The 25,498-nt window shown below is 73.6% G+C and carries 4 protein-coding genes; all 4 read right to left on the reverse strand.

The features are described from left to right. Positions 1 to 9 precede the first annotated feature (9 nt). From ACZ4TR_RS13620 to ACZ4TR_RS13635, 4 genes are read right to left on the reverse strand one after another with little or no spacing between them, the layout of a single operon-like run. Entirely contained in the window at positions 10 to 3,996 is a 3,987-nt protein-coding gene (locus tag ACZ4TR_RS13620) for an amino acid adenylation domain-containing protein (RefSeq protein WP_465287310.1), read from the reverse strand. Continuing rightward, complete coding sequence (locus ACZ4TR_RS13625; protein WP_465287311.1) at positions 3,993 to 24,023, reverse strand: non-ribosomal peptide synthase/polyketide synthase; 20,031 nt, start codon at positions 24,021 to 24,023, stop codon at positions 3,993 to 3,995. Before ACZ4TR_RS13625 ends, ACZ4TR_RS13620 begins: the two co-directional genes overlap by 4 nt. Positions 24,024 to 24,065: 42 nt before the next feature. Beyond that, complete coding sequence (locus tag ACZ4TR_RS13630; protein ID WP_360667785.1) at positions 24,066 to 24,272, reverse strand: MbtH family protein; 207 nt, start codon at positions 24,270 to 24,272, stop codon at positions 24,066 to 24,068. Next, positions 24,269 to 25,426 carry an MFS transporter gene (locus ACZ4TR_RS13635; protein ID WP_465287312.1) on the reverse strand — a complete coding sequence of 386 codons (1,158 nt, stop codon included), beginning with the start codon at positions 25,424 to 25,426 and terminating at the stop codon, positions 24,269 to 24,271. Before ACZ4TR_RS13635 ends, ACZ4TR_RS13630 begins: the two co-directional genes overlap by 4 nt. Between the last annotated feature and the right edge of the window lie 72 nt (positions 25,427 to 25,498).

Raw genomic sequence — 25,498 nt, forward strand, 5'->3', positions numbered from 1 at the left:
CGTTCTCCTTCACTCGTCGGCGGTCACGGCGAGCCCGGCGAGCACGGCCCGGGCCAGCTCCGCCACGTGCGGCGGTTCGACCATGTCCCAGTGGTGTCCCGGCACCGGTGTCACCGTGAGCTCGCCGCGCGTGCGGGCGCGCCAGCTCTCCGGCCGCACCTCCGGGCGGCCCTTCACCGGGTGGGTGCCGGTGGAGGTGATGAGGTGGATGCCGGTGTCGACGACGGCGCGGCAGCGGTAGGCCTCGACGGCGTCCTTGCCGGCGAGGTAGACGCGGGCCATCTGCTCGACGACGGCGTTGCCCGCGACTTCGGAGACCATGCCGCGGTCGCGGGCCTCGGCGAGCATCTCGTCCAAGGTGTCGGTACCCGGTGACAGCTTCAGCACGGCTTCGCCGAACCACGCCAGGGGGTCGCTGGTGTCGACCTCCGGGAGCGGGTTGCCGTAGTCGTCGACGCCGAGGACGGTCGCGTCGATGACGCACAGGTGCTCGACCGCGCGGCCCGCTCTTTCCAGCTGAGCGGCCATTTCGAAGGCCACCGACCCGCCCTGCGACCAGCCGGCCAGCCGGATCGGGCGGTCCCCGGCGACCGGCAGCAGGTCGGCGACGAACGCCGCGGCCAGCTCTTCGATGGTGTGCACCGGCGCCTCGCCGGGCACGAACCCGGGCGCCTGCAGGCCGAACACCGGCAGCGCCGGGTCCAGTTCGGCCACGAGCCGCAGGTACGGGAACGGGCTCCCGGCGGTCGGCGGCAGCAGGAACAGCGGCGCGACTCCCGCGCGGCCCGGCGAGAGCGGCACGACCAGTCCCCCGCCGCTCGCACCGGCGCGGAGGTGGTCGGCCAGCGCCCGGATCGTCGGCGCACGGAAGACCTCGGCGAGCCCGACGGTCGCGCCCAGCTCGGCCTTGATCCGGTCGACCAGCACGACCGCCAGCAGGGAGTGCCCGCCGACGTCGAAGAAGCCGTCGGTGACGCCGACGCGGCGGCCGAGCAGGTCCTCCCACAGCTTGGCCAGCGCCATCTCCAGCTCGTCGCGCGGGAGGACGCCGGACGTCGCGACCGGGGTGGCGTCCGGGGCGGGCAGCGCGCCGCGGTCGACCTTGCCGTTCGATGTGAGCGGCAGAGTGTCCACAGTGGTCAGCGTCGACGGGACCATGTACTCCGGCAGCCGCCCGGACAGGTGTGCCCGCAGCGCCTCGACGTCCACAGCAGACGGTGCGACGTACCCGGCGAGGGCGCCGTCGCGGACCACGGCGACCGCTTCGGTGACGCCGGGGCCGCCGACGAGCGCGGCCTCGATCTCGCCCAGCTCGATGCGGTAGCCGCGCACCTTGACCTGGTGGTCGGTGCGGCCGACGAACTCCAGCCGCCCGTCCGGCAGGTAGCGGGCGAGGTCGCCGCTGCGGTAGAGCCGTCCCGGACCGAAGGGATTCGGGACGTACTTCGCGGCGGTCAGGCCCGGGCTGCCCGCGAAGCCGCGCGCGACTCCCGCGCCGCCCGCGTACAGCTCGCCGGTGACGCCGGCCGGGACCGGCCGCAGGTGCTCGTCCAGGAGGTAGACCTCGGTGTTCCAGATCGGCCGGCCGACGGAGATCGGCGTGCTCACGCAGGCGGCGGCGGGCAGCAGGTTGATCACGTTGGCCACCGACGTCTCGGTGTGGCCGTACTCGTTGGCCACGACGACGTCCGGCGCGTTTTCGCGCCAGAACTCGAGGGCTTCGGCGGTGAGCTGCTCGCCGCCGACGACCAGGTGCGCGGCCGCGCCCGCCGCCTCGGGCTCGAGGCACCGGCGCAGCGGCTCCAGGTGGGCCGGGGTGAGCTTGACGAAGCTGAACTTGCGGCCGCTCGAAAGCACGTCCGCCAGCCCGGCGACCGGGTGCTCGTCTTCGGGGACCAGCGTCACGGTCGTGCCGCACAGCAGCGGCAGGAACAGCCCGGTGACCGTGAGGTCGAAGGCGAGCGACGAGTGCACCGGGGCGCCGTCGCCCTCGTCGGCGCGGTAGGCCTGGCGGCACCAGTCCAGGTAGTGGAGCACGCCGCGGTGGCTGATCATCACGCCCTTGGGCCGGCCGGTCGAGCCGGAGGTGTAGATGACGTAGGCGAGGTTCTCGGGGTCGACGACCGGGTCCAGCCACGGCACGGGGTCGTCGGCGACCGGCTCGTCGGCGAAGACCACGACGTCGCCGAGGTTCTCGTTCGCGTACCGGCGGGTGGTGACGAGCACGCGGGCGCCGGCCTGGCGGAGCATGTACTCCTTGCGGTCCTGCGGATACGCCGGGTCCAGGGGGATGTAGTGGCCGCCGGTCTTGAGGATGGCGAGCAGGACCGGCAGCAGCAGCGGGCCGCGTTCGCACAGCACGCCGACCGGGGTCTCGACGCCGACGCCGTGGGCCCGCAGGCGTTGGGCCAGCCGGGTCGCGCGGGCTTCGAGGTCGGCGTAGGTCAGCTCGGCGCCGCCGCAGCGGACGGCGATCGCGTCCGGGTCGGACGCTGCCTGCTCGGCGATCCGGCCGTGCAGGGTGCCGCGCAGGTAGGGCTCGGCGGTGGCGTTCCAGGTCTCCAGGAGCAGCTTCCGCTCGTCCGCGCCGAGGACGTCCACTTCGGACAGCCGGACGCCGGGCTTGGCGGCCAGCTCGGTGAAGAGCCGGACGAAGTGCTCGCCCATGCGGTCCATCCGGACCTGGTCGAAGAGCGCGGTCGCGTACTCGAGGACGCCTTCCACGGACCCGTCGGCCTGGCGGACGAAGGAGATCATCAGGTCGAACTTCGCCGTGCTCGAAGGCAAGTCCACCGGCGAGACGGCCAGATCTCCCAGGGAGGCTGCCCCCGACGAAGAGTCGTAGACCGCGAACATCACCTGGACCACCGGGGTGTGCGCGAGGTCGCGCTCCGGGGCGAGTTCCTGGACGAGTCGTTCGAACGGCAGGTCTTCGTGGGCCTGGTCGGCCAGCCGGGCCACCTTGACGCGGTCGGCGAGGGTCGCGAAGTCCGGGTCGCCGGAGAGGTCGCCGCGGGCGACGACCGTGTTCACGAAGAACCCGACCATGTGCTCCAGCTCCGCCCGCGAGCGGCCGGCGACCGGGGTGCCGACGGCGATGTCCTCGCGGCCGGTGTGCCGGCCCAGCACCACGTAGGCCGCGGCGAGGAGCGTCACGAACGGGGTCGCCCCCACCGCTTTGCCCTGGTCGAGCACCGCTGAAGCGGCCGGCGCGGGGATGGTGAACCGGACCGAGGCGCCGTGCGGGTCGCGCTGGGCCGGACGCGGCCGGTCGGCGGGCAGCTCCAGGGTCTCGAGCCCGGCAAGGCGGTCCTTCCAATAGGCGAGAGCCGCGTCGTGGGCGTCCACCCGGGACTGTTCCCAGACCGCGAAGTCCGCATAGGACAGTTCGATCGGGGGCAGTTCGGCGCCGGTGTAGAGCTTGCGCAGGTCGTCGAGGAGGATCGGCAGGGACCAGCCGTCACAGGCGATGTGGTGGACGTTGAGCGCGAGCACGTGCCGCTCGGGTGCCTCGCGGACCAGCATGGCCCGGAACACCGGCCCGTCGGCGAGGTCGAACGGGCGGCTCACGTACTCCGCCAGCACCGCGTCCAGGTCGCCTTCGACCACCGGCAGTTCGACCGGACCCGGGGCGCCGATCACCTGGCGCGGCTTGTTGTCCTCCGCGATGTAGGTGGTGCGCAGGATCTCGTGCCGCGCCACCAGGGCGTCGAGGGCGCGCTGCAGTGCGGCGATGTCGAGCGTGCCCTCCAGGCGGAGCAGGAGCGGGACCGCGTACTCGGCGCTGTCCGGGTCGAGCCGGTCGAGGAACCACAGGCGCTGCTGGCCGGCCGAGAGCGGGAGCGGGACGTCGCGGTCGGCGCGGCCGAAGGTGCGGACCGGTGCGGCGGCCCGGCCGCGCAGCCGCTTCGCGAGCACCGCGGCCCGCAGCCGCGCGGCGCGCTCGGCCTCGGTGGGCACGTCCGGGGCCTCCGGGCGGATGTCGAACGTGGTCATGCGCTGGCCTCCTCGGTGAGGGAGTCGAGGAGCTCCTGCTCGGACATGCCGGCGAGCTCGGCCTCGATCTCGGTGTGGACCACGGCGGCGAGCGCGGCGACCGTGGTGGTCTGGAAGAGCACGGGCAGGGGCAGGTCCACGCCGAACGCGGCCTGCAGCCGCATGCGGACCTTGGCGGCGAGCACGGAGTGCCCGCCCAGTGCGAAGAAGTCGTCGCCGAGGCCGACGCGGGGCACGCCCAGGACCTCGGCCCAGATGCCGGCGATCAGCTGCTCCTCGGGGCTCCTCGGGGCGACGTAGTCCGCCGTCTCCTCGGCCGGTTCCGGCAGCGCGGCGCGGTCGAGCTTGCCGCTGGCGTTGACCGGCATGGCGTCCAGCACGACGAACGCGCTCGGCACCAGGTGCTCCGGCAGGCGCCGGCCGAGGAACGTCCGCAGGTCCGCGGCCGGGACGTCGCCGGCGACGTAGGCGACCAGGCGTTTCTGCCCGGCCGGGCCGGGCTTGGCGAGCACGACCGCCGCGGTGAGCGCCGGGTGGGCCCGCAGCGCGGACTCGACTTCGCCGAGTTCGATGCGGAAGCCGCGGATCTTGACCTGGTCGTCGGTCCGGCCCAGGAACTCCAGGTCCCCGGCGCGGGTCCGGCGGACGAGGTCGCCGGTGCGGTACATCCGCCCGCCCGCCGGGTTCGCCACGAACCGGGTGGCCGTCAGCCCGGGACGCCCGAGGTAGCCCCGGGCCAGGCCCGGGCTCGCGACGTACAGCTCCCCCGCCACGCCCGGCGGCACCGGCTGGAGCCGGTCGTCCAGGACGTAGGCTCGCGTGTGCCGCAGCGCACGGCCGATGGTGACCGCCTCGCCCACCACCAGGGGTGGCGACACGGTGGACACGACCGTGGCTTCGGTCGGGCCGTACATGTTGAGCATCCGGCGTCCCGGCGCCCACTTCGCGACCAGTTCCGGCGGGCAGACGTCGCCGCCGACCACGACCGTCCGGAAGTCCGGCAGGGCCGGGTCTTCGACGGTGGCCAGGGCCGCGGGCGGGATCAGCGCGTGCGTCACGTGCCCTTCCGCGAGGACGTCCCGGAGCTGGTCACCGAGCAGCGGACCCGGCGGGGTGACGACCAGCGCGGCGCCCGTCATCAGCGACGCGCACAGTTCGAGGATCGACGCGTCGAAGCTCGGCGACACGTACTGCAGCACGCGGTCGCCCGGGCCGACCTGGTAGGCGTCGATGGTGTTCGCCACCAGCGTGCCGAGGCCGCGGTGACTGACGACGACCCCCTTCGGCCGTCCCGTGGAGCCCGACGTGTAGATCACGTACGCCGCGTTCTCCGGAGTGACTTCGACACCGAGCGGACTGTCGTCCAGTGTGGACACCGGGAGACTCCGCAGCGTCAGCACCGGATCGGCGTCATCGAGCATGTAACGGATGCGCTCCTCCGGGTAGCCCGGGTCGATCGGGAGGAACGCCGCCCCGGTCTTGACGACCGCCAGCTGCGCGACGACCAGGTCGGCCGAGCGCGGCAGCAGCAGCGCGACGATCTTCTCCGGTCCCGCGCCGCGGCTCCGCAGGACCCGGGCCACGCGGCTGGCCGCCGCGTCCAGTTCGCCGTAGGTGAGCGAGTCCGGCCCGGCGAGCACAGCCGGGGCATCGGGATCGCGCCGCACCTGGGCCTCGATCAGCCCCGCCAAGGTCCCACCGGGAGCGTGGTCGCCGAGCGGGGTGAGCTCGGCCGCGTCCAGCATCGGGACGCGGTCCACCGGACGCCGCGGTTCGGCGGCGAACCCGGCCAGGAGCCGGACGTACCGCTCGGCGAACCCGGCGACCGTGTCCTCGTCGAACAGCGCGACCGGGTATTCGAGGACGCCGTCGACGGCGCCGGAGGGCTGCTCGCGCAGCACCATGGCGAGGTCGAACTTGGCCGCGCCGGTCTCGACGCCCAGCGGCTCGCAGTCCAGCTCGCCGAGCTCCCAGCCGCCTTCGGACACCGTCTGCAGCGCGAACATCAGCTGCACCAAGGGGTTGCGGCTCGGGTCGCGGTCGGGCCGCAGCTCGGCGACGACCCGGTCGAACGGGACTTCCTGGTGGCTGAAGGAGTTCAGCGCCGTCTCGCGGACCCTTTCCAGGAGTTCGGTGAAGCCGGGCGAGCCGGTCAGGTCGGCCCGCAGCGCGAGGGTGTTGACGAACTGGCCGATCAGCCGCTCGGTGTCCGGGTGGTCCCGGCCGGCGACCGGGCTACCGACCGCGAACTCGCGCAGCCCGGTGTGGCGGGAGACGAGCACCTGGAACCCGGCGAGCAGCGTCATGAACAGGCTGGCCCGCGCCTCGGCACCCAGCTCGCCGAGCCGGTTCGCCAGCTCCGCCGGGACGCTGAACTCGTACCGCGCGCCACGCGGGTCGCGTATCGGCGGCCGTGGCCGGTCGGCCGGCAGCTGCACGACCTGCGGCACCCCGGCGAGCTGCGTCCGCCAGAACTCGACGTCCGCTTCGGTGGGCTGGGACCAGGTCGCGACGTCGGCGTACTGCACCGGCAAAGGCGGCAAGCCGACGCCGGCGTAGAGGTCGCGCAGCTCCTCGGCGAGGAGGCCTTCGGACCAGCCGTCGAGGACGATGTGGTGCGCCGAGAGGACCAGGACGTGGTCGTGCTCGGCCAGCCGTCCGAGCGCCGCGGCGAACACCGGCCCGGTCGCGAGGTCGATGCCCCGCACCTCCAGGAACGGGGTGATCTCCTCGATCTCGGTGACGGGCAGCGGGACCGGCCCGGCCGGGTCGACGACCTGCCTCGGCTCGCCGTCGACCTCGACGAACCGGGTCCGCAGGATTTCGTGCCGCTCGACGAGCTTGGTCAACGCCGCCGCGAGGGCGTCGACGTCGAGGGGCCCGCGGAGGCGGACCGCGTTCGGCACCAGGTACTCCGCGCTGGACGGCGCCATCCGGTCGGCCAGCCACATGCCGACCTGGACACCGGCGAGAGGCGCGGGGCCGTCGGGCCGCTTCGGGATGGCCTCGAACTCCCGCTTGGTGGCGCGGGCGACGGCGTCGGCGAGTTCCGCGACCGTCGGCGAGTCGAAGATGAGCCGGATCGGGATGTCCGCCGAGAGCCGTTTGCGCAGCTCGGCGACCACCCGCACGCCCAGCAGGGAGTGCCCGCCGAGGTCGAAGAAGTTGTCGTCCGCACCCACTCGCTCGACGCCGAGGACGTTTTGCAGCACTTCGGCGACCAGCTCCGCGACCGCTCCTTCCGGAGCGCGGTACTCGGCTCCCGCGGCGGCAGGCGCGGGCAGCGCCTTGCGGTCGATCTTGCCGCTGGTGGTCGTCGGGAACTCCGGCAGCACGCTCAGCGCCGTCGGCACGAGGTAGACGGGCAGCCGTTCGCGCAGTTGCTCGCGAACCTCGGACTCGGTGAGCGTCACGCCGGCCTGCGCGGTGACGTACCCGGCGAGGCGCTTGTCCCCCGGCGACGGCTGCCACACCGTCACGGCCGCTTCGCGGACACCCGGCAGCTCCAGGAGCACCTGCTCGACCTCGCCGGGCTCGACGCGGATGCCGCGGATCTTGACCTGCGAGTCCTGGCGGCCGAGGAAGGTCAGCGCGCCGTCGGGGGTGCGCAGGCCGCGGTCGCCGGTGCGGTAGAGCCGCTCGCCGGGGTCGAACGGGCTGGGCAGGAACGCCGCCGCCGTCTTGCCCGGGTCGCCGAGGTAGCCCCGCGCGAGGCCGACGCCGCCGATGAACAGGTCACCGGGGACGCCGACCGGGACCGGCCGGAGGTGCTCGTCGAGGACGTGGATCCGGTTGTTGGCGATCGGCGAGCCGACGCTGACCGAACCCGCGCCGTCGAGGTCGGAGCGGAGGCACTCGCGCATGGTCGAGTCGATCGACACTTCGGTGGCGCCCCACTGGTTGTGCAGCGTGGCAGTTTCGCCCAAGCGGTCGAAGAACAGCTTCAGCAGTTCCGGCTGCAGGGCCTCGCCGCTGGTGATGACGTTGCGCAGCGGCTTGAGCGCGGCCCGGTCGGCCGGCGTCAGCTGCTCCAGGAACAGCGTCAGCATGCTCGGCACGAACTGCAGGTTGACGACCCGGTGCCGGATCGCCCCGGCGAGGATCGCGGCCGGGTCGCGGTGCAGGCCCGGCGGGATCAGCGCGACGCGCCCGCCGACGATGAGCGGCCACAGGCATTCCACGGCGGCGTCGTCGAAGACCAGCGTCGTCTTCTGCAGGACGGCCTCGCCCGGCTGGAGCCGGTAGGTGTCCTGGTGCCAGCGCAGGCGGTTGACCCAGCCGCGGTGGGTGCTCGCGACACCCTTCGGCTTCCCGGTGGAGCCGGAGGTGTAGTAGATGGACACCAGGTTGTCGGGGTGCGTCGTGTCGGTCAGACAGGGCGCTTCACCGTCCAAATCGGACACTTCGACGAAGGTGACGTCGCTGCTTTCCGGCGTTGAAGCGCCCGCGTTGACCAGGCAGACGGGCGAGTTCGCGTCGCCGAGGATGCCGAGGACCCGGGGTTCGGGCGCGTCGGTCTCGATCGGGACGAACGCGCCGCCGGCCTTGAGGATCGCGACCAGGCCGACGATCAGGTCGATCGAGCGGTCCATCCGCAGCCCGACCGGGACGTCCGGGCCGACGCCGTGTCCGGCCAGCCTCGCGGCGAGGACTCCGGCACGACGGTCCAGCTCGGCGTAGTCGATGTGGTCGTCTTCGTATTCGACGGCGGTCGCGTGCGGGGTTTTCGCTGCTTGCCCGGAGATGAGGTGGTGCAGGCAGACGCTCTCGTCGTAAGCGACCTGGGTGTCGTTGACGCCGTGGACGAGGTGGGCACGCTCGGTTTCGCTCAGCAGGTCCAGCTCGCCGACCGGGGTCCCGGGCGCGTCGGCGATCCTCTCGAGCAGTGTCGTGAAGTGGCCGGCGAGGCGCTCGATCGTCGTGCGGTCGAACAGCGCGGTCGGGTACTCGAAGATGCCGGTCAGGGCGCCGTCGGCGTCCTGGGCGAGGGCGAGTTCGAGGTCGAACTTGCTGACCTGGGTGTCGACGGCGAGCTTCTCGACGGTCAGGCCCGGCAGCGCCCAGCCGGCCTCGTCGTTGTTCTGCAGGGCGAACACGATCTGCACCAGCGGCGTGCGGGTGAGGTCGCGCTGGGGGCGCAGGAGCTCGACGATCCGGTCGAACGGGACGTCGTCGTGGTCGAACGCGGCCAGCGTGCCGGCCCGCACCCGGCGCAGGAGGTCCGTGAACGCCGGGTCGCCGGTCAGGTCCGCGCGCAGCGGCACGGTGTTGACGAAGTGCCCGACCAGCGGCTCGGTCTGCGGGTGGGTGCGGCCGGACACCGGGGTGCCGACGGCGAAGTCCCGCAGGGCGGTGTACCGGCCGATCAGCACTTCGAAGGCGGCGAGCACGGTCATGAAGAGGCTCGCGCCGTGCTCGGCGCCCAGAGCGGCCAGCTTGCCGACCGTCGTCGCGGGCACGTGCACCGGGGTCTTGGCCCCGGCGATGTCCCTCGTCAGGGGACGCGGGCGATCCGCGGGCAGCTCGACGACGTGCGGCATGCCGTCGAGAGCGTGGCGCCAGAAGGTGAGCCCGGCCTCGTCGGAGGCGGTGGCCTGCCACGCGGCGACGTCGCCGAACTGCACCGGCAGCGCGGCGGGCCGGATCCCGGCGTAGTGGTCACGAAGCTCCTGCGCCAGGACGCCCATGGACCACCCGTCCGCGACGATGTGGTGCAGAAGGAGCACCAGGACGTGGTCGCGCTCCGACACGCGGGCCAGCGCGGTGCGGAAGACGGGACCGTGCTCGAGGTCGAGCGGAGTGTCCACTTGGGAGCGGACGAACGCGTCGACGTCGGTCACCTCGGTGACCGGGAGCGGTACCGGGCGGACCGGGTCGACCACCTGGACCGGTTCGCCGTCCACCTCCACGAAGCGGCTGCGCAGCACCTCGTGCCGGGCCACCACCGCCGACAGCGCGCCGGCCAGGGCGTCCACGTCGAGGTCGCCGCCGATCCGCAGCGCCAGCGGGACCAGGTACTCCGGCGAGCCCGGGGCGAGCCGTTCGGCGAACCAGAGTCCGCGCTGCACCGGCGAAAGCGGCGTGCGGGCCCCGGCTTCGCGGACCGGGATCGGCTCGAAGTCCGCGGTCGACGCCTCCGGCACGAGCCGGGCCAGCGCCGCGATCGTCGGGGCCTCGAACAGCGCCCGCACTCCCAGCCGGACGCCGAACTCGGTGCGCATCCGGCCGGTCACCTTCGCCGCCAGCAGCGAGTGGCCGCCCAGCGCGAAGAAGTTGTCCTCCACGCCCGGTGCGGGAATCCCGAGGACGTCGGCCCAGATCGCGGCGAGCGCGGTCTCCACCGGGGTGCGCGGCTCGACGTGCCCGGCGACGACCCGCTGCGGCGCGGGCAACGCGGCCCGGTCCAGCTTGCCGTTCGCCGTCCGGGGCAGCTCTTCGAGGGGCACGATCACCGACGGCACCAGGTACTCCGGCAACCGGGCGGCCGCGTGATCGGCCAGCACCGCCGGGTCGGCGGTTGCGACGACGTACGCCACCAGCAGCCCCTCCCGGACCACGACCGCGGCCTGCGTGACGCCGTCGTGCCCGGCCAGCACGGCCTGCACCTCGCCCGGCTCGACGCGGAAGCCGCGGATCTTCACCTGGTCGTCGGCGCGGCCGGCGTATTCGAGAACGCCAAGAGCGTTCCACCGCGCGAGGTCGCCGGTGCGGTACATCCGCTCCCCCGCCGCGAACGGCGACGCGACGAACCGCTCGGCGGTCGCCCCGGGCTGCCCGAGATAGCCGTGCGCCGTGCCGACGCCGGCCAGGTACAGCTCGCCGACGACCCCGGCGGGCACCGGCTGCAAGAGGGCGTCGAGGACGTACGCGTGCTTGCCGGTGACCGGCCGCCCGATCGGCACCGGGCCGTCGACCGCCGTGACCGTGTGGACCGTGCTGAAGCCCATGGTCTCGGCCGGCCCGTACCCGTTGACCACCGCGACGTGCGGGTACGACCGCAGCACCTTCGCCAGGTGCGCGGGTGAGGCCGCCTCGCCGCCGGTCATCGCGCGACGGACCGTCGCGAACACCGCCGGGTGCTCGTCGACCAGGAAGTTGAACAAGCTGGCCGAGACGTCCAGGACCGTGACGCCGTGCGTCACCACCAGGTCCTCGATCAGCGCCGGCTCGGGCCGCTGCCCGGGCTGGAGCACCACGGTGCCACCGCCCAGCAGCGGGCCGAGCAGCTGCGTGCCGAACGCGTCCCACGACACCGGCGCGCACTGCAGCCAGACGTCGTCCGGGCCGAACCCGGCGTAGTCCTGGCCGGTCAGCGTGCCGACGACCGCTCGGTGCGGTGCCGCGACCGCCTTCGGGACGCCGGTGGAGCCGGAGGTGAACATGACGACGGCGAGGTCGTCCGGGCTGCCCGGCAGACCGAGGACGCCGCCGTCGCGGACGGCGATCGCGGCCGCGTCGGCGACGACGTCGATCCGGCGCCAGGGCAGCTCACGCCCGTCGGTGAGGACGACCGCCGCCGACGTCCGCCGCAGCGCGCCGAGGAGGCGTTCGGCCGGGAAGTCCGTGTCCAGCACGGTGTAGGCGGCCCCGGCCTTGAGCACGGCGAGCAGCGCGACGGCCAGCCGCGGCGATCGTCCGATGTGGACACCGACCAGGTCGCCCCGGCGGACGCCCTCGGCGACCAGGTGCCGGGCGAGCCGGTTGGCCTCGACGTCGAGCTGCCGATAGGTGAGCGAAGTGCCCTCGAAGACCAGCGCGGTCGCGTCGGGAGCCCACTGCGCCTGCCGTTCGACCAGCTCGTGCAACCGCATCGCCGGGGCGGTGACCTCGGTCGTCCCCTGAGCCAGCAGCGCCCCGCGTTCTTCCGCCGTGAGCAGGTCGAGGTCGGTGACCGGGACGTCCGGGGTGGCGACGGCGGCGGTGAGGAACCGCGCGAACCGCTCGGCGATCGAGGAAGCCGTGGCCGCATCGAACAGGTCGGCCGCGTACTCCAGCTGGCCGGTGAGCCCGGCCGGGGTGCCGTCAGCGGCGTGGTTCTCCTCGATGCCCGCGGTCAGGTCGAACTTGGCGACGTCGCGGCGGACCGTGACGCCCTCGGTGGCCAGGCCGGGCAGGCTCAGCCGCGCGGTGGCGTTGTTCTGCAGCACCAGCATCACCTGGAACAGCGGGTGCCGCGCGGCCGACCGCGCCGGGTTCAGCTCCTCGACGACCCGCTCGAACGGGACGTCGGCGTGCGCCAGCGCCGCCAGCCCGGCGTCGCGGACGCGCTCGAGGAGCTGCCGGAACGTCGGCCGCCCGGAGACGTCGGTGCGCAGGACCAGGGTGTTGACGAAGAACCCGGCGAGATCGTCGAGCGCGGTGTCGCCGCGGCCGGCGACGGCGGTGCCCAGCGGGACGTCGTCACCCGCGCCGAGCCGCGACAGCAACGCCGCGAACCCGGCCTGGAGCGCCATGAACAGCGTCCCGCCGCTCGCTCGGGCCAGGCCGGACAAGGCCGCGTGGACCTCTGCGCCGAGCGCGAACTCCACCGAGCCACCGCGGTGGCTCGCGACGGCCGGGCGGACCCGGTCGGCGGGCAGCGCCAGCTCCTCGGGCGCTCCGGCGAGGGTGTCGCGCCAGAACGCGAGCTGGCCGGCGACCTCCGGTTCGCCGAGGACTTCGCGCTGCCACAGCGTGTAGTCCGCGTACTGCACCGGCAACGGCGCCCAGCCCGGAGCGTCGCCGTCCAGGCGGGCGGCGTAGGCGGTGGCCAGGTCGCGCCACAGCGGCGCGGCCGACCAGCCGTCGGACGCGATGTGGTGCAGCACCAGCAGCAGCACGTGGTCGTCGGCGGCGACCTCGACGAGGTGCGCCCGGATCGGCAGCTCGGTGCGCAGGTCGAACACGTGCGCCGCGGCCTCCGCGAGGACGTCCGGCAAGGAGTCCTCAGTGGACTCGGCGAACGTCCACGGCACCTCGAAAGCGGTCCGGATCTCCTGCCACGGCTCGCCTTCACACGAGGGGAACACCGTGCGCAGCGACTCGTGCCGCTCGACGACGTCGGCCAACGCCGCCCGCAGCGCGGGCACATCGAGGGAACCGCGCAGGCGCAGCGCCCGCGGGACGTCGTAGCCGGCGTTGGCCTCCTCGACCTGGTCTACGAACCACAGCCGCTGCTGCGCGAACGACAGCGGCAGCCGCTCGGGCCGCTCGCGGCGGGTCACCGGCGGCCGGGCCGGGGCCGCGTCGCCGAGGATTTCGGCCAGCCCGGCGACGGCCGGGGTGCGGAACAGGTCGCGGATGCCCAGCTCGACCCCGAGCACGGCCCGGACGCGGCCGATCAGCCGGGCGGCCAGCAGCGAATGCCCGCCCAGCTCGAAGAACCCGTCGTCCAAGCCGACCTCGGGCAGGCCGAGAACTTCGGCGAAGAGTCCGCAGAGGACGTTCTCGGTGACTGTCCGGGGCCGCCGTCGCGAACCTGCCGCGAAGTCCGGCGCGGGCAGGGCGCGGCGGTCCAGCTTGCCGTTCGCGGTCCGGGGCAGCTCGGGCAGCGGCACGATCGCCGACGGCACCAGGTAGTCCGGCAGCCGGTCGGCCAGGTACGCCCGCAGCGCGGCCGGTTCGGCCGAGCCGACGACGTAGCCGATCAGCCGCCCGTCGCGGACGACGACCGCGGCCTGCCCGACCCCGTCGTGGCGGGCCAGCACCGCCCGGACCTCGCCGGGTTCGACGCGGAAGCCGCGGACCTTGACCTGGTCGTCGGCGCGGCCGACGTACTCGAGGACGCCGTCGGCGCGCCACCGGACCAGGTCGCCGGTGCGGTACATCCGCTCCCCCGGCAGATGAGGCGACGCCACGAACCGCTCGGCGGTCGCGCCGGGGAGACCGCGGTAGCCGTCGGCCAGGCCGTGGCCCGCGAGGTACAGCTCGCCCGTGACACCGGGCGCGGCCAGAGCGAGGTGCGCGTCGAGGACGTAGGCGCGCTTGCTCGCCACCGGCCGGCCGATCGGGATGGCGACACCGCCGAGGTCCGCCGGGGTGATCGGGTGGAACGTCGTGTAGCCCATGCTTTCGGCCGGGCCGTAGCCGTTGATCAGCTGGACGTCCGGGTACTCGCGCAGCGCCTTCGTGACGTGCTCGACGGACGCCGGCTCGCCGCCGGTCATCGCCCGGCGCAGCACGGTGAAAACCTGCGGTTCTTGATCCAGGAGGTAGTTGAAGAGGCTCGCCGAAGCGTGCAGGACGGTGACGCCGTGCTCGACGACGAGGGCGGCGATGCGGTCCGGCTCGGGGTTCTGGCCGGGTTGCAGGACCGTCCGGCCGCCGTAGAGCAGCGCGCCGAACAGCTGCAGCGCGAAGCCGTCCCACGACACCGGGGCGCACTGGAGCCACACCTGCTCGGCGTCGAAGGTGGCGTAGTCCTGGCCCATGGTCGCGACGACGCCGCGGTGCGAGGTGGCGACGCCCTTGGGTACGCCGGTGGAGCCGGAGGTGAACATGACGCAGGCCAGGTCGGCCGGGGTCAGCTCGACGTCCGGGTTCGCCGTGTCCGGGTGGTCCGGCACGGCCGTCAGCACTCGCTTCACGCCGGCCTGGTCGGTGACGGCGGCCAGCCGCTCGGCCGGGTAGCTCGGGTCCAGCAGGGTGTAGGCGGCCCCGGACTTGAGCACGCCGAGCACCGCGGCGGCGAAGTCGAAGCCGCGGTCCAGCAGGACCCCCACGACCTCGCCGCGCCGGACGCCGTCGTCCAGGAGGTGGTGGGCGACCTGGTTGGCGCGGGCGTTCAGCTCGCCGTAGGTCAGCGGCTCGCCCTCGAACAGGATCGCGACGGCCTCGGGGTCCTGGCGTTCGACGATCGTGTGCAGGCAGTCCTCGGGCGCGGCGCTCACCTGGACGGCGTTGCCCGCGGTCAGCACGAGGTCGCGCTCGTCGGTGGTGAGTACCTCGTACGCCGTCACCGGCTTCCCGGGTGCGTCGGCGATCTGCTCCAGCAGCCGCACGAACGCCGTCGCCAGGCGCTCGGCGGTGGCGGCGTCGAACAGCGCGGTGGCGTACTCGAAGGCACCGGTGATCCCGCCGCCGGTGCCGTGCTCCTCGAGCGCCGCGGTGAGGTCGAACTTGGCGACGGCGCGGGCCACCTCGTACGGCTCGGTGTCCACTCCGGACAGTGCGGGTGTGGCACTGTCCTGCTGCAGCACGAGCATCACCTGGAACAGCGGGTGCCGGGCCGCCGAGCGCGCCGGGTTCAGCTCTTCGACGAGACGCTCGAACGGGACGTCGTCGTGCTCGAAGGCGCTGAGGTCGGCTTCGCGGACGCGGTCCAGCAGTTCGGTGAACGCCGGCGCGCCGCTGACATCGGTGCGCAGGACGAGGGTGTTGACGAAGAACCCGACGAGGTCGTCGAGGACCGGGTCGGGCCGGCCGGCGACCGGGGTGCCGATCGGGACGTCGTCCCCCGCGCCGAACCGCGCCAGCAGCGTCGCGAGAGCGGCCTGCAGGACCATGAACAGGGTCGCCCGCTGCCCGGCCGCCAGCTCCAGGAGCCGCGCGTGCAGCTCGGCCGGGATCGCGACGGCGGCCGACCCGCCGGTGTGGTCCGCGGTGGCGGGCCGGACGCGGTCGTAGGGCAGCGCCAGTTCCTCGGGCAGGCCGGCGAGCGCGTCCGTCCAGTAGGCGAGGTCGGTGTCGAGTTCCCGGTGCCACAGCGTGTAATCCGCGTACTGCACGGGCAGCGGAGTCCACTCCGGAGCGTCGCCGCCGAGCCGGGCGGCGTAGGCGGTGGCGAGGTCGCGCAGCAGGACCGGGATCGACCAGCCGTCCCCGGCGATGTGGTGGGTCAGGACGAGGAGGACGTGCTCGTCGCCCTCGCTGAACAGCCACGACCGCACCGGCGGGGCGGCGGCCAGGTCGAACGGAGTGCGCGCGGCCTCGGCGACCGAGCCGGTGCCGACCTCGAACGGCACCACGAACTCGTCCAGGACCACCTGGTACGGCCCGGACTCGTCCTCGGCGTAGTACGTGCGCAGGGCTTCGTGTCGTCCGGCCACATCGGACAGTGCGGCCGCCATCGCGGGTGCGTCGACGTTGCCACGCAGCCGCAGAGCGATCGGCATGTGGTACGAGGTGTCCGCACTGTCCATCCGGGACAGGAACCACAACCGCTCCTGGCCGGGCGCCAGCGGCAGCCGGTCCGGTCGCTCGCGCCGGATGATCGCCGGACGAGCCGCGGCGGCGTTACCGAGGCTTTCACTCAGCCCGGCCACGGTCGGGTTCGCGAAGAGCGCCCGCACGGTGACGTCGAGGCCCAGCACCGCGCGGATCCGCCCGGCGAGCCGGGTGGCCAGCAGCGAATGGCCGCCCAGGTCGAAGAAACCGTCGTCCAAGCCGACCTCGGGCACGCCGAGAACCTCCGCGAACAGTGCGCACAGCGCGTGCTCGCGGGCCGTCCGAGGGAGGCGGCCGACGCCGCTTTCGACCGCCGGTGCGGGCAGGGCCCGGCGGTCGAGCTTGCCGTTCGGCGTCCGGGGCAGCTCGGCGAGCAGTACGAACGCCGAGGGCACCATGTACCCGGGCAGCGCGGCGGCCAGGTGCCGGCGCAGGTCGTCGATCTCGACCGGCGAGGCGGGCACGACGTAGGCGACCAGGCGCTTGTCGCCGGGCCGGTCCTCGCGGACGACGACCGCGCGCAGCGCGACCGCCGGGTGCGTGGCGAGCACGGCCTCGATCTCGCCCAGCTCGATGCGGAAGCCGCGGATCTTGACCTGGTGGTCGACGCGGCCGAGGAAGCGGATTTCGCCGTCCCGGCGGCGGGCGACCAGGTCGCCGGTGCGGTACATCCGCTCCCCCGGCAGATGAGGCGACGCGACGAACCGGTCCGCGGTCAGGTCCGGGCGGCCGAGGTAGCCGCGCACGACGCCGTCCCCGGCGAGGTACAGCTCGCCCGGCACGCCCGGCGGCACCGGCCGCAGGGCGCGGTCCAGCACGTGGACCTGCGTGTTCGCGATCGGCGTGCCGATGGTCGGCGCGCCCTCGCCGACGCGGGCGGTGGTCGACCAGATCGTCGTCTCGGTCGGGCCGTACATGTTGGTCACCGACGCGGCCCGCGCCCGCAGCGCGACGGCCAGGTCGTCCGGCAGGGCCTCGCCGCCGACGAGGACGTGGACACTCGAGAGGTCGACGGGTTCGGCCAGCAGCGCGTGGAAGAGACTCGGCGTGGCCTGCAGGAACGTGACGCCGTCCTCGGCGAGCGCGGCCAGGGCGCGGGTGTCGCGCACGGCGTCGCGGCTCGCGAGGACGACGGTCGCCCCGGCCAGCAGCGGCGCGAAGATCTCCAGGCCGGCGATGTCGAACCCGACGGTCGTGACCGCCAGGAGCCGGTCGCCGGGGGCGATGCCGAACCGGCCGACCATGTCGAGGAGGAAGTTCAGCAGCGGCCGGCGCGGGACGACGACGCCCTTGGGGCGGCCGGTCGAACCGGACGTGAAGATCACATACGCGGGGCTGTCCGGAGACGCGGTGTGGACCAGGTTTTCGACCGGCCCCTCGAAGACGAGGTCGTCGGGGGTGAGCACCAGGGCCGGGTCGGCGTCCTCCAGCATCATCGCGATGCGGTCGGCCGGGTAGTCCAGGTCGAGGGCGAGGTAGCCGGCACCGGTCTTGAGCACGGCGAGCAGGGCGACGACCAGGTACTCGTCGCGGGGCAGGGCGAGGGCGACGTACCGCTCGGGCCCGGCGCCGCGCTCGGCCAGGTGGCGGGCGAGCTGGTTGGCGCGTGCGTTGAGCTCGGCGTAGGTGAGCGTCGTGGCGCCGAACTCCAGCGCGGGCGCGTCCGGCGTGGCCGCGGCCTGTGTCTCGAACAGTTCGATCACCGACGTGTCCGGCAGTGGTCGGGCCGTCTCGCTGTTGGCCGCGTCGATCGCCATGCGCTCGGCGGCCGACAGCAGGTCTACCGTGGACAGAGCGACATCGGGCGTCGTGACGGCGGTGGTGAGCAGCCGGACGAACCGGTCGGCGAGGTCGGCCGCGGTGCCTTCGTCCAGGAGGTCGGTCGCGTACTCCAGGTAGCCGCCGATCCCGGCCGGCGTGCCGTCGGCGCCGGTGGCCTCCTCCAGGTTGAGGGTGAGGTCGAACTTCGCCGTCGCGGTGGCCACCGGCACGTCCGCCGCGGCCAGGCCGGGCAGGGCCAGGTTCGCCGCGACGTTGTTCTGCAGCGCCAGCATCACCTGGAACAGCGGGTGCCGCGCGGTCGAGCGGGCCGGGTTCAGCCGCTCGACGACCTGCTCGAACGGGACGTCGGCGTGGTCGAACGCCGCGAGCGAGCGCTCCCGGACCCGGCGCACGAGCTCGGTGAAGCTCGGGTCTCCGCTGAGGTCCGTGCGCAGCACCAGGGTCGTGACGAAGTAGCCGACGAGGTCGTCGAGCGCGGCGTCGGGCCGGCCCGCCGACGGGGTGCCGACGGCGACGTCGTCCCCGGCCCCGAGCCGGGACAGCAGGGCCGCGAACCCGGCCTGCAGCACCATGAACAGCGTCGCGTGCTCACCGCGGGCCAGGTGCAGGAGCCGGGCGTGCAGGTCCGCGTCGAGGGTGACCGAGAGGGTCGCGCCGCGGTGGCTCGCGACCGGCGGGCGCGGGTGGTCGAAGGGCAGGCTGATCTCGTCGGGCAACCCGGCGAGGGTATCGGCCCAGTAGTCCGTCGAGTTTTCGGAGTCGTCGGTCAGGTCCTGGTGCCACAGCGCGTAGTCCGCGTACTGCACCGCCAGCGGTGTCCACTTCGGAGCGTCGCCCGCCGCGCGGGCGGTGTAGGCGGCCGACAGGTCGCGCAGGAGCGGGCCGAAGGACCAGCCGTCGGCGGCGATGTGGTGGGTGACGAGCACCAGGACGTGGTCGTCGGCGGCCCGGCGGACCAGGGCGGCGCGGATCGGGAGGTCGGTGGCCAGATCGAACTCGCGGGCGGCGAACTCGGCGAGGTCCACCGCGGCTTCGGTCCACGGCAGCTCGGTGAGCGGGCGGATCTCCTGGCGGGGCAGGCCGTCGGTGTCCGGGAAGACCGTCCGCAGCGCCTCGTGGCGCTCGACGACGTCGGCGAACGCCTGCCGCAGCGCCGCGACGTCGAGGGCGCCGGTCAGCCGCAGGGCGCGCGGGACGTTGTAGGTCGCGCCGGCTTGGTCGAGCTGCTCGACGAACCACAGGCTGCGTTGCGCCGGCGAGAGCGGCAGGAGGTCCGGGCGCGGCCGGGCCACGACGGCCGGGCGGGCGGCCCGCGCGGTGTCGAGCACCGCGGCCAGCCCGGCGACGGTCGGGGCGCGGAAGACGTCCGCGACACCGATCCGGACCCCGAGCACGGCGCCGACCCGGGCGACGAGCCGCGCGGCGAGCAGCGAGTGCCCGCCGAGGGCGAAGAACCCGTCGTCGACGCCGACCGCCTCGACCCCGAGCACGTCGGCGAAGAGTCCACAGAGGACTTCCTCACGCGGGGTGCGCGGCGCCCGGCTGGTGGCCGTGCGTTCGGGAGCGGGCAGGGCCTGGCGGTCGAGCTTGCCGTTGGGGGTCAGCGGCAGGGCGTCGAGCAGGACGAACGCGCTCGGCACCAGGTGCTCCGGCAGCCGTTCGGCGAGGTACGCGCGGAAGTCGGCCGGCTCGCCCACGACGTAGGCGACCAGGAGCTTCTGACCGGGCCGGTCCTCTCGGACGACGACGGCCGACTCGGTGACCGCCGGGTGGGTGCCCAGCGCGGTCCGGATCTCGCCCGGCTCGACGCGGAACCCGCGGATCTTGACCTGGTCGTCGGCGCGGCCGGCGTACTCCAGCACGCCGTCGGCGCGGCGGCGCACCAGGTCGCCGGTGCGGTACATCCGCTCCCCCGCCTCGAACGGACTGGCCACGAACCGCTCGGCGGTCAGGCCGGGACGGCCGACGTAGCCGTCCGCGATGCCGCCGCCCGCGGCGTACAGCTCGCCGACGACGCCGGGCGCGACCGGCCGCAGGCGCTCGTCCAGGACGTAGGCGCGCTTGCCGGTGAGCGGCACGCCGATCGGGATGGGCGCGCCCAGGTCGGCCGGCGTGACGCGGTGCGAGCTGATGAAGATCATGTTCTCGACCGGGCCGTAGCCGTTGGTGAACGTCACTTCCGGGAAGTTCTCGAGTGCCTTCGCCAGGTGCGCGACCGACGCGGCTTCACCGCCGGTGTAGACGTGGCCGACCTGCTCGAACACGCCCGGGTACTCGTCGAGGAGGAAGTTCAGCAGGCTGGCCGAGGCGAACATCGTCGTGACGCCGTGGCGCTCGGCCAGGTCGGCGATGAGCGCGGGCTCGGGCTTCGGGCCCGGCTGCAGGACACAGGTCGCGCCGGTGAGCAGCGCGCCGAACAGCTCGAACGCGAAGGCGTCCCAGGAGACCGGGGCGGTCTGCAGCCAGACGTCGCCCGAGTAGCCCTGGCCGAGGATCGTCGTCACGACGGCTTCGTGCGAGGCGACGACACCCTTCGGCGTCCCGGTGGAACCGGAGGTGAACATGACGCAGGCGGGCCCGGCGGGCGGCACCACCCGGTTCGGTGGGGTCGCCGTGGCGTCCACCAGGGACAGGTCGTCGAGCACGATCGGCGTGCCGACCTGCTCGGCCAGCAGCTGCCGCCGCTCGGCGGGGAAGGACGGGTCCAGCAGCGTGTACCCGCAGCCGGCCTTGAGCACGCCGAGGATGGCGGCGACCAGGTCGGGGCCGCGGTCGAGGCAGATCGCGACGATCCGGCCGGGCTCGACGCCGGTCAGGAGCGCGGCGACGCCGTTGGCGCGGACGTCCAGCTCGGCGTAGGTGACGACCTCGTCCTCGAACAGCAGCGCGGTGCGGTCCGGGGTGCGGCGGGCGTGGCTCGCGACCAGCTCGTGCAAGGGGACCGCCGGCCCGGCGGGGGCGGGCATCCCGCCCGTCTCGGCCTGGATCCGCTCGGTCGCGTCGAGGAGGTCGAGGTCGCCGATCCGCGTGTCCGGGTTTTCGGCGACGGCGGCCAGGACGCGCAGCAGGCGGCCGGCCAGCGTGGCGGCCGTGTCGCGGTCGAACAGGTCGCTCGCGTACTCCAGCAGGCCGGTCAGCTCGCCGTCGCGCTCCTCGAAGATCGCGGCCAGGTCGAACTTCGCGTAGCCGATGTCGACACGCTCGCTGTCGGCGCGGACGCCGGGGAGGTCCAGCTCGGCGGCGAGGTTGTTCTGCAGCACCAGGAGCACCTGGAACAGCGGGTGCCGGCCGAGCGAGCGCGCCGGGTTCAGCTCCTCGACGACGCGCTCGAACGGCACCTCGGAGTGCTCGAACGCGGCCAGGCAGGTCGCCCGGGCCCGGTCGAGGAGCTCGCGGAACGTCGGGTCGCCGCCGGTCGCCGTGCGCAGGACGACGGTGTTGACGAAGAACCCGACGAGGTCGTCGAGGGCGGCGTCGGTGCGTCCGGCGACCGGCGAACCGACCGGGACGTCGTCGCCGGCGCCGAGGCGGGTGAGCAGGGCGGCGAAGGCGGCCTGCAGGACCATGAACAACGTCGCGCCCTCCGCCGTGGCGAGGGCGGCGAGGCGGCGGTGGACGTCGGCGGGCACGTCCATCGGGACGACCCCGCCGCGGTGGCTCGCGATCGCCGGACGCGGCCGGTCCGCGGGCAGCGGCAGTTCTTCCGGGAGCCCGGCCAGGGCAGCACGCCAGTAGGCGAGGTCGCGCTCGACGGGCAGTTCCCGTTGCCACAGCGTGTAGTCCGCGTATTGGACCGGAAGCGGAGTCCACTTCGGACTCTTCTCGGTCACACGGGCCGCGTAGGCGGCCGAGACGTCGCGCAGGAGCGGGGCGAAGGACCAGCCGTCACTCGCGATGTGGTGTACGACCAGCAGCAGCACCGCGGTGTCGCCGGGCAGGGTGAAGAGTGCGGCACGGAGGGGCAGTTCCCGGGCGAGGTCGAAGGTCTCCTCGGTGGCCGCGGTCAGGTCGGCGGCGAGCATGTCCTCTGTGGACTCCCTGGTGTCCCACGGGAGTTCACCGGTAGGCAGGATGTGCTGCACCGGCTCGTCGCCGTCGCGGGTGAAGACCGTGCGGAGACTCTCGTGCCGGGCGACGACGTCTTCGACGGCGCTCCGCAGCGCATCGGCGTCGATCGGGCCGGTGAGCCGGACGGCCTGCGGGACGTGGTAGCTCGCGTTCCGGGTGTCGGCCTGGTCGAGGAACCACAGCCGGCGCTGCGCGAACGACAGCGGCATCGGCTCGGGGCGGGGACGCGGGGTCAGGGCGGGACGTGCTTCCGGAGCGTCGTCGAGGAGTTCGGCCAAGCCGGCCGGGGTCGGCGCGCGGAAGACGTCACCGATGGCGGCTTCGACGCCGAGCGTCGCGCGGATGCGGGAGACGAGCTTGGCCGCCAGGAGGGAGTGGCCGCCCAGGGCGAGGAAGCCGTCGTCGACGCCGACGCCGTCGACGCCGAGGATTTCGGAGAACAGCTCGCACAGCGCCGCCTCGCGCGGGGTGCGCGGGGCGCGGCCGGTGCGGGCCGCGGACCAGTCCGGCGCCGGGAGGGCCTTGCGGTCGAGCTTGCCGCTCGGGGTCAGCGGCAGCTCGTCCAGGACTACGAACGCGGCCGGGACCATGTACTCCGGCAGGTTCCCGGCGAGGGCCGCGCGCAGGGCTTCGACGTCAGGGGTGCCGTCCGGGACGACGTAACCCACCAGGCGCTGGTCGCCCGCACGATCTTCGCGGGCCAGCACGCACGAGCCGCCGACGCCGGGCTGCCGGTCGAGGACGGCCTCGATCTCGCCCAGCTCGACGCGCAGGCCGCGGATCTTCACCTGGTGGTCGGTGCGGCCGAGGTAGTGCAGCGCGCCGTCCTCGGACCAGCGCGCGAGGTCGCCGGTGCGGTACATCCGCTCCCCCGGCTCGAACGGGCTGGCCACGAACCGCTCGGACGTCAGGCCCGGCCGGCCGTGGTAGCCGCGGGCCAGCTGGACCCCGGCGAGGTAGAGCTCCCCGGCGACGCCGGGCGCGACCGGGTTGAGCTCCGCGTCGAGGACGAACGTGTGGGTGTTCCAGACCGGACGTCCGATGGGGACTGTCCGTTGTGCCGGGTCGCACGCCCAGTACGTGACGTCGACGGAGGCTTCGGTCGGGCCGTAGAGGTTGTGCAGTTCGACACCGGGCAGCGTCTCGAAGAACCGCGCCTGCAACTCGGTGGGCAACGCCTCACCGCTGCACAGCACGCGGCGCAGGCCGGTGCAGGTCGCGGCGGCCGGGTCGAGCAGGAACGCCTGCAGCATCGACGGGACGAAGTGGACGGTCGTGATCCGCTCGGCGCGGACCAGCCCGGCCAGGTAGGCGGGGTCGCGGTGGCCACCGGGGCGCGCGACGACGAGCGTGGCGCCGGTCAGCAGCGGCCAGAAGAACTCCCAGACGGAGACGTCGAAACTGGACGGCGTCTTCTGCAGCACGCGGTCGGTCTCGTCGAGACGGTACTCGGCCTGCGTCCACGCGAGCCGGTTGACGATGCCTTCGTGCGGCACCAGCACGCCCTTGGGACGGCCGGTCGAGCCGGAGGTGTAGATGGCGTAGGCGAGGTCCTTGGTGGACGTCGTCGGTTCCGGCTCGGTGGCCGAGGTGAGGTCGAGGGTGTCGAGGCAGATCGTCTCGGCGTCGAAGAGGGTTCTGTGGTGGGTCTGGGTGAGGACGACCGGCGCGGCGCTGTCGGCGACCATGTGGGCCAGCCGGTCGGCCGGGTAGTCCGGGTCGAGCGGGACGTAGGCGCCGCCGGCCTTGAGCACCCCCAGCAGGGCGATCACGAGCTCGAGGGATCGGTCGGCGCAGACGCCGGTGAGGACGCCGGGGCCCACGCCTCGCTCGATCAGGAGGTGGGCGAGCCCGTTGGCCTTCCGGTGGAGTTCGCGGTAGGTCAGGGACTCGCCTTCGAACACCAGCGCCGTCGCGTCCGGGGTGCGGGCCGCCTGCTCGGCGAGCAGCCGGGCGAGCGTGCGGCCCGCTTCCGGGACGTCGGTGGTGGTGTCGTTCCAGGCCGCCAGCAGCTGCCGGGTGTCGTCGTTCACGTAGATCAGCTCCAGTTCGGTTCTGCCGGCGGGTGGGGAAGGTCAGCGCATCGCGGCGACGAGGCTCGCCGGGCGCAGGTCGGTCCAGTGCGTCTCGACGTACTCCAGGCACGCGGCGCGGGTGTCCTCGCCGTGCACGGTGCGCCAGCCGGCCGGGACGTCCACAGTGGACGGCCAGAGCGAGTGCTGGTTCTCGGCGTTGACCAGGACCAGGAAGGTGCCGTTCTCGTCTTCGAAGGGGTTGGTCATGATTTCTTCTCCTCTGTGAGGGCGGCCCGGCCGAGTGCCGGGGTGGCGACGAGCAGGGCGAGCGCGGCGAGCGCGACCGCGGCGTGGGCGAACATGGTGAGCGGGACGCCGATCGCCTCGGTCAGCACGCCGATCAGCAGGTTGCCGACCGGGGTGGCGGCGAGGGTGAACAGCGCGAGGATCGACATCACGCGCCCGCGCATCTCGGGGGTCGCCCACCGCTGGGCGAGGCTCACGAGCACGAGCGCGGTGAGCCCGGCGACGAGGCCGAGGGTGAAGAAGGCGGCGATACCGACGGCGAGGTTCCCGGTGGCCAGCAGGGCGAGGCAGCCGGCCTGGGCGGCGAGGCCCGCGGTGGCGAGCCGTCCGGCATTCTCGCGGGGCGGCCACTTGACCGAGACGACGAAGGCGAGGGACGCGCCGAGCGTCATCGCGGTGAGCAGCCAGCCGGCGCCCTGGGTGCCGCCGAGGAGGACCAGGCCGAGGTTGATCGGGCCGGCCCCGCTGAGCTCGAGGAGGCCGGTGACGATCATGGCGGTCCGCAGGGCGGGTCGGCGGGCGACGTACCGGCAGCCTTCGCCGATCTCCGTGCCGAGCTGCTTGAGCTTGACGCGTTCCCGGGGTTCTTTGCTGGTCAGGGCCTTGGTGTTGCCGGCGGCGAGGGCGGAGATCCCGAAGCTGACGCCGTTGACGACGGCGACGACGACGAGCCCGCCGAGCCCCGCCAGCCATGATCCGAGCGCCCCGCCGGCGGCCTGCCCCCCACGCACGGCGGCGAGGTAGACGGCGTTGCCGCGCACGAGGTGTTCGGGCGGCAGCAGGTTCGGCCGCAGCGCATCGGAGGCCGGGATGAAGAAGGCACTGGCGACGGCCATGACGACGATGAGCCCGGCGAGCAGCGGCAGTGCGGGCCCGACGACGAAGACGGCGGCGGCCCCGGCGAGCATGGCCCCGGCGCGGACGAGGTCGGTGGTGACGAGCACCCGCCTCGGCCCGGTCCGATCGGCGACGGCGCCGCCGACGAGAAGGGTGAGGACTTTCGGGAGCGAGCCGAGGGCGAGAACCAGGCCCGCGAGGGCCGGCCCGGCGGTGCCGACGAGGGTGAGGGAGAGGGCGATCAGCCAGACGGCGTCTCCGAAGGAGGACAGCCCCATGGCGAGGACGAGGCCGAGGAAGGGAGCGGGAAGGCCGGCGCGTGATTTGGCCTGGATCGCGGAGTCGGCCGC

The organism is Amycolatopsis sp. NPDC028719 (genome assembly GCF_055565395.1).

Excerpts from the sequence above, each read along its gene's own strand:
- ACZ4TR_RS13620 (WP_465287310.1), bottom strand. The coding sequence starts at position 3,996 with ATGACCACGTTCGACATCCGCCCGGAGGCCCCGGACGTGCCCACCGAG.
- ACZ4TR_RS13630 (WP_360667785.1), bottom strand. The coding sequence starts at position 24,272 with ATGACCAACCCCTTCGAAGACGAGAACGGCACCTTCCTGGTCCTGGTC.
- ACZ4TR_RS13635 (WP_465287312.1), bottom strand. The coding sequence starts at position 25,426 with ATGGGGCTGTCCTCCTTCGGAGACGCCGTCTGGCTGATCGCCCTCTCC.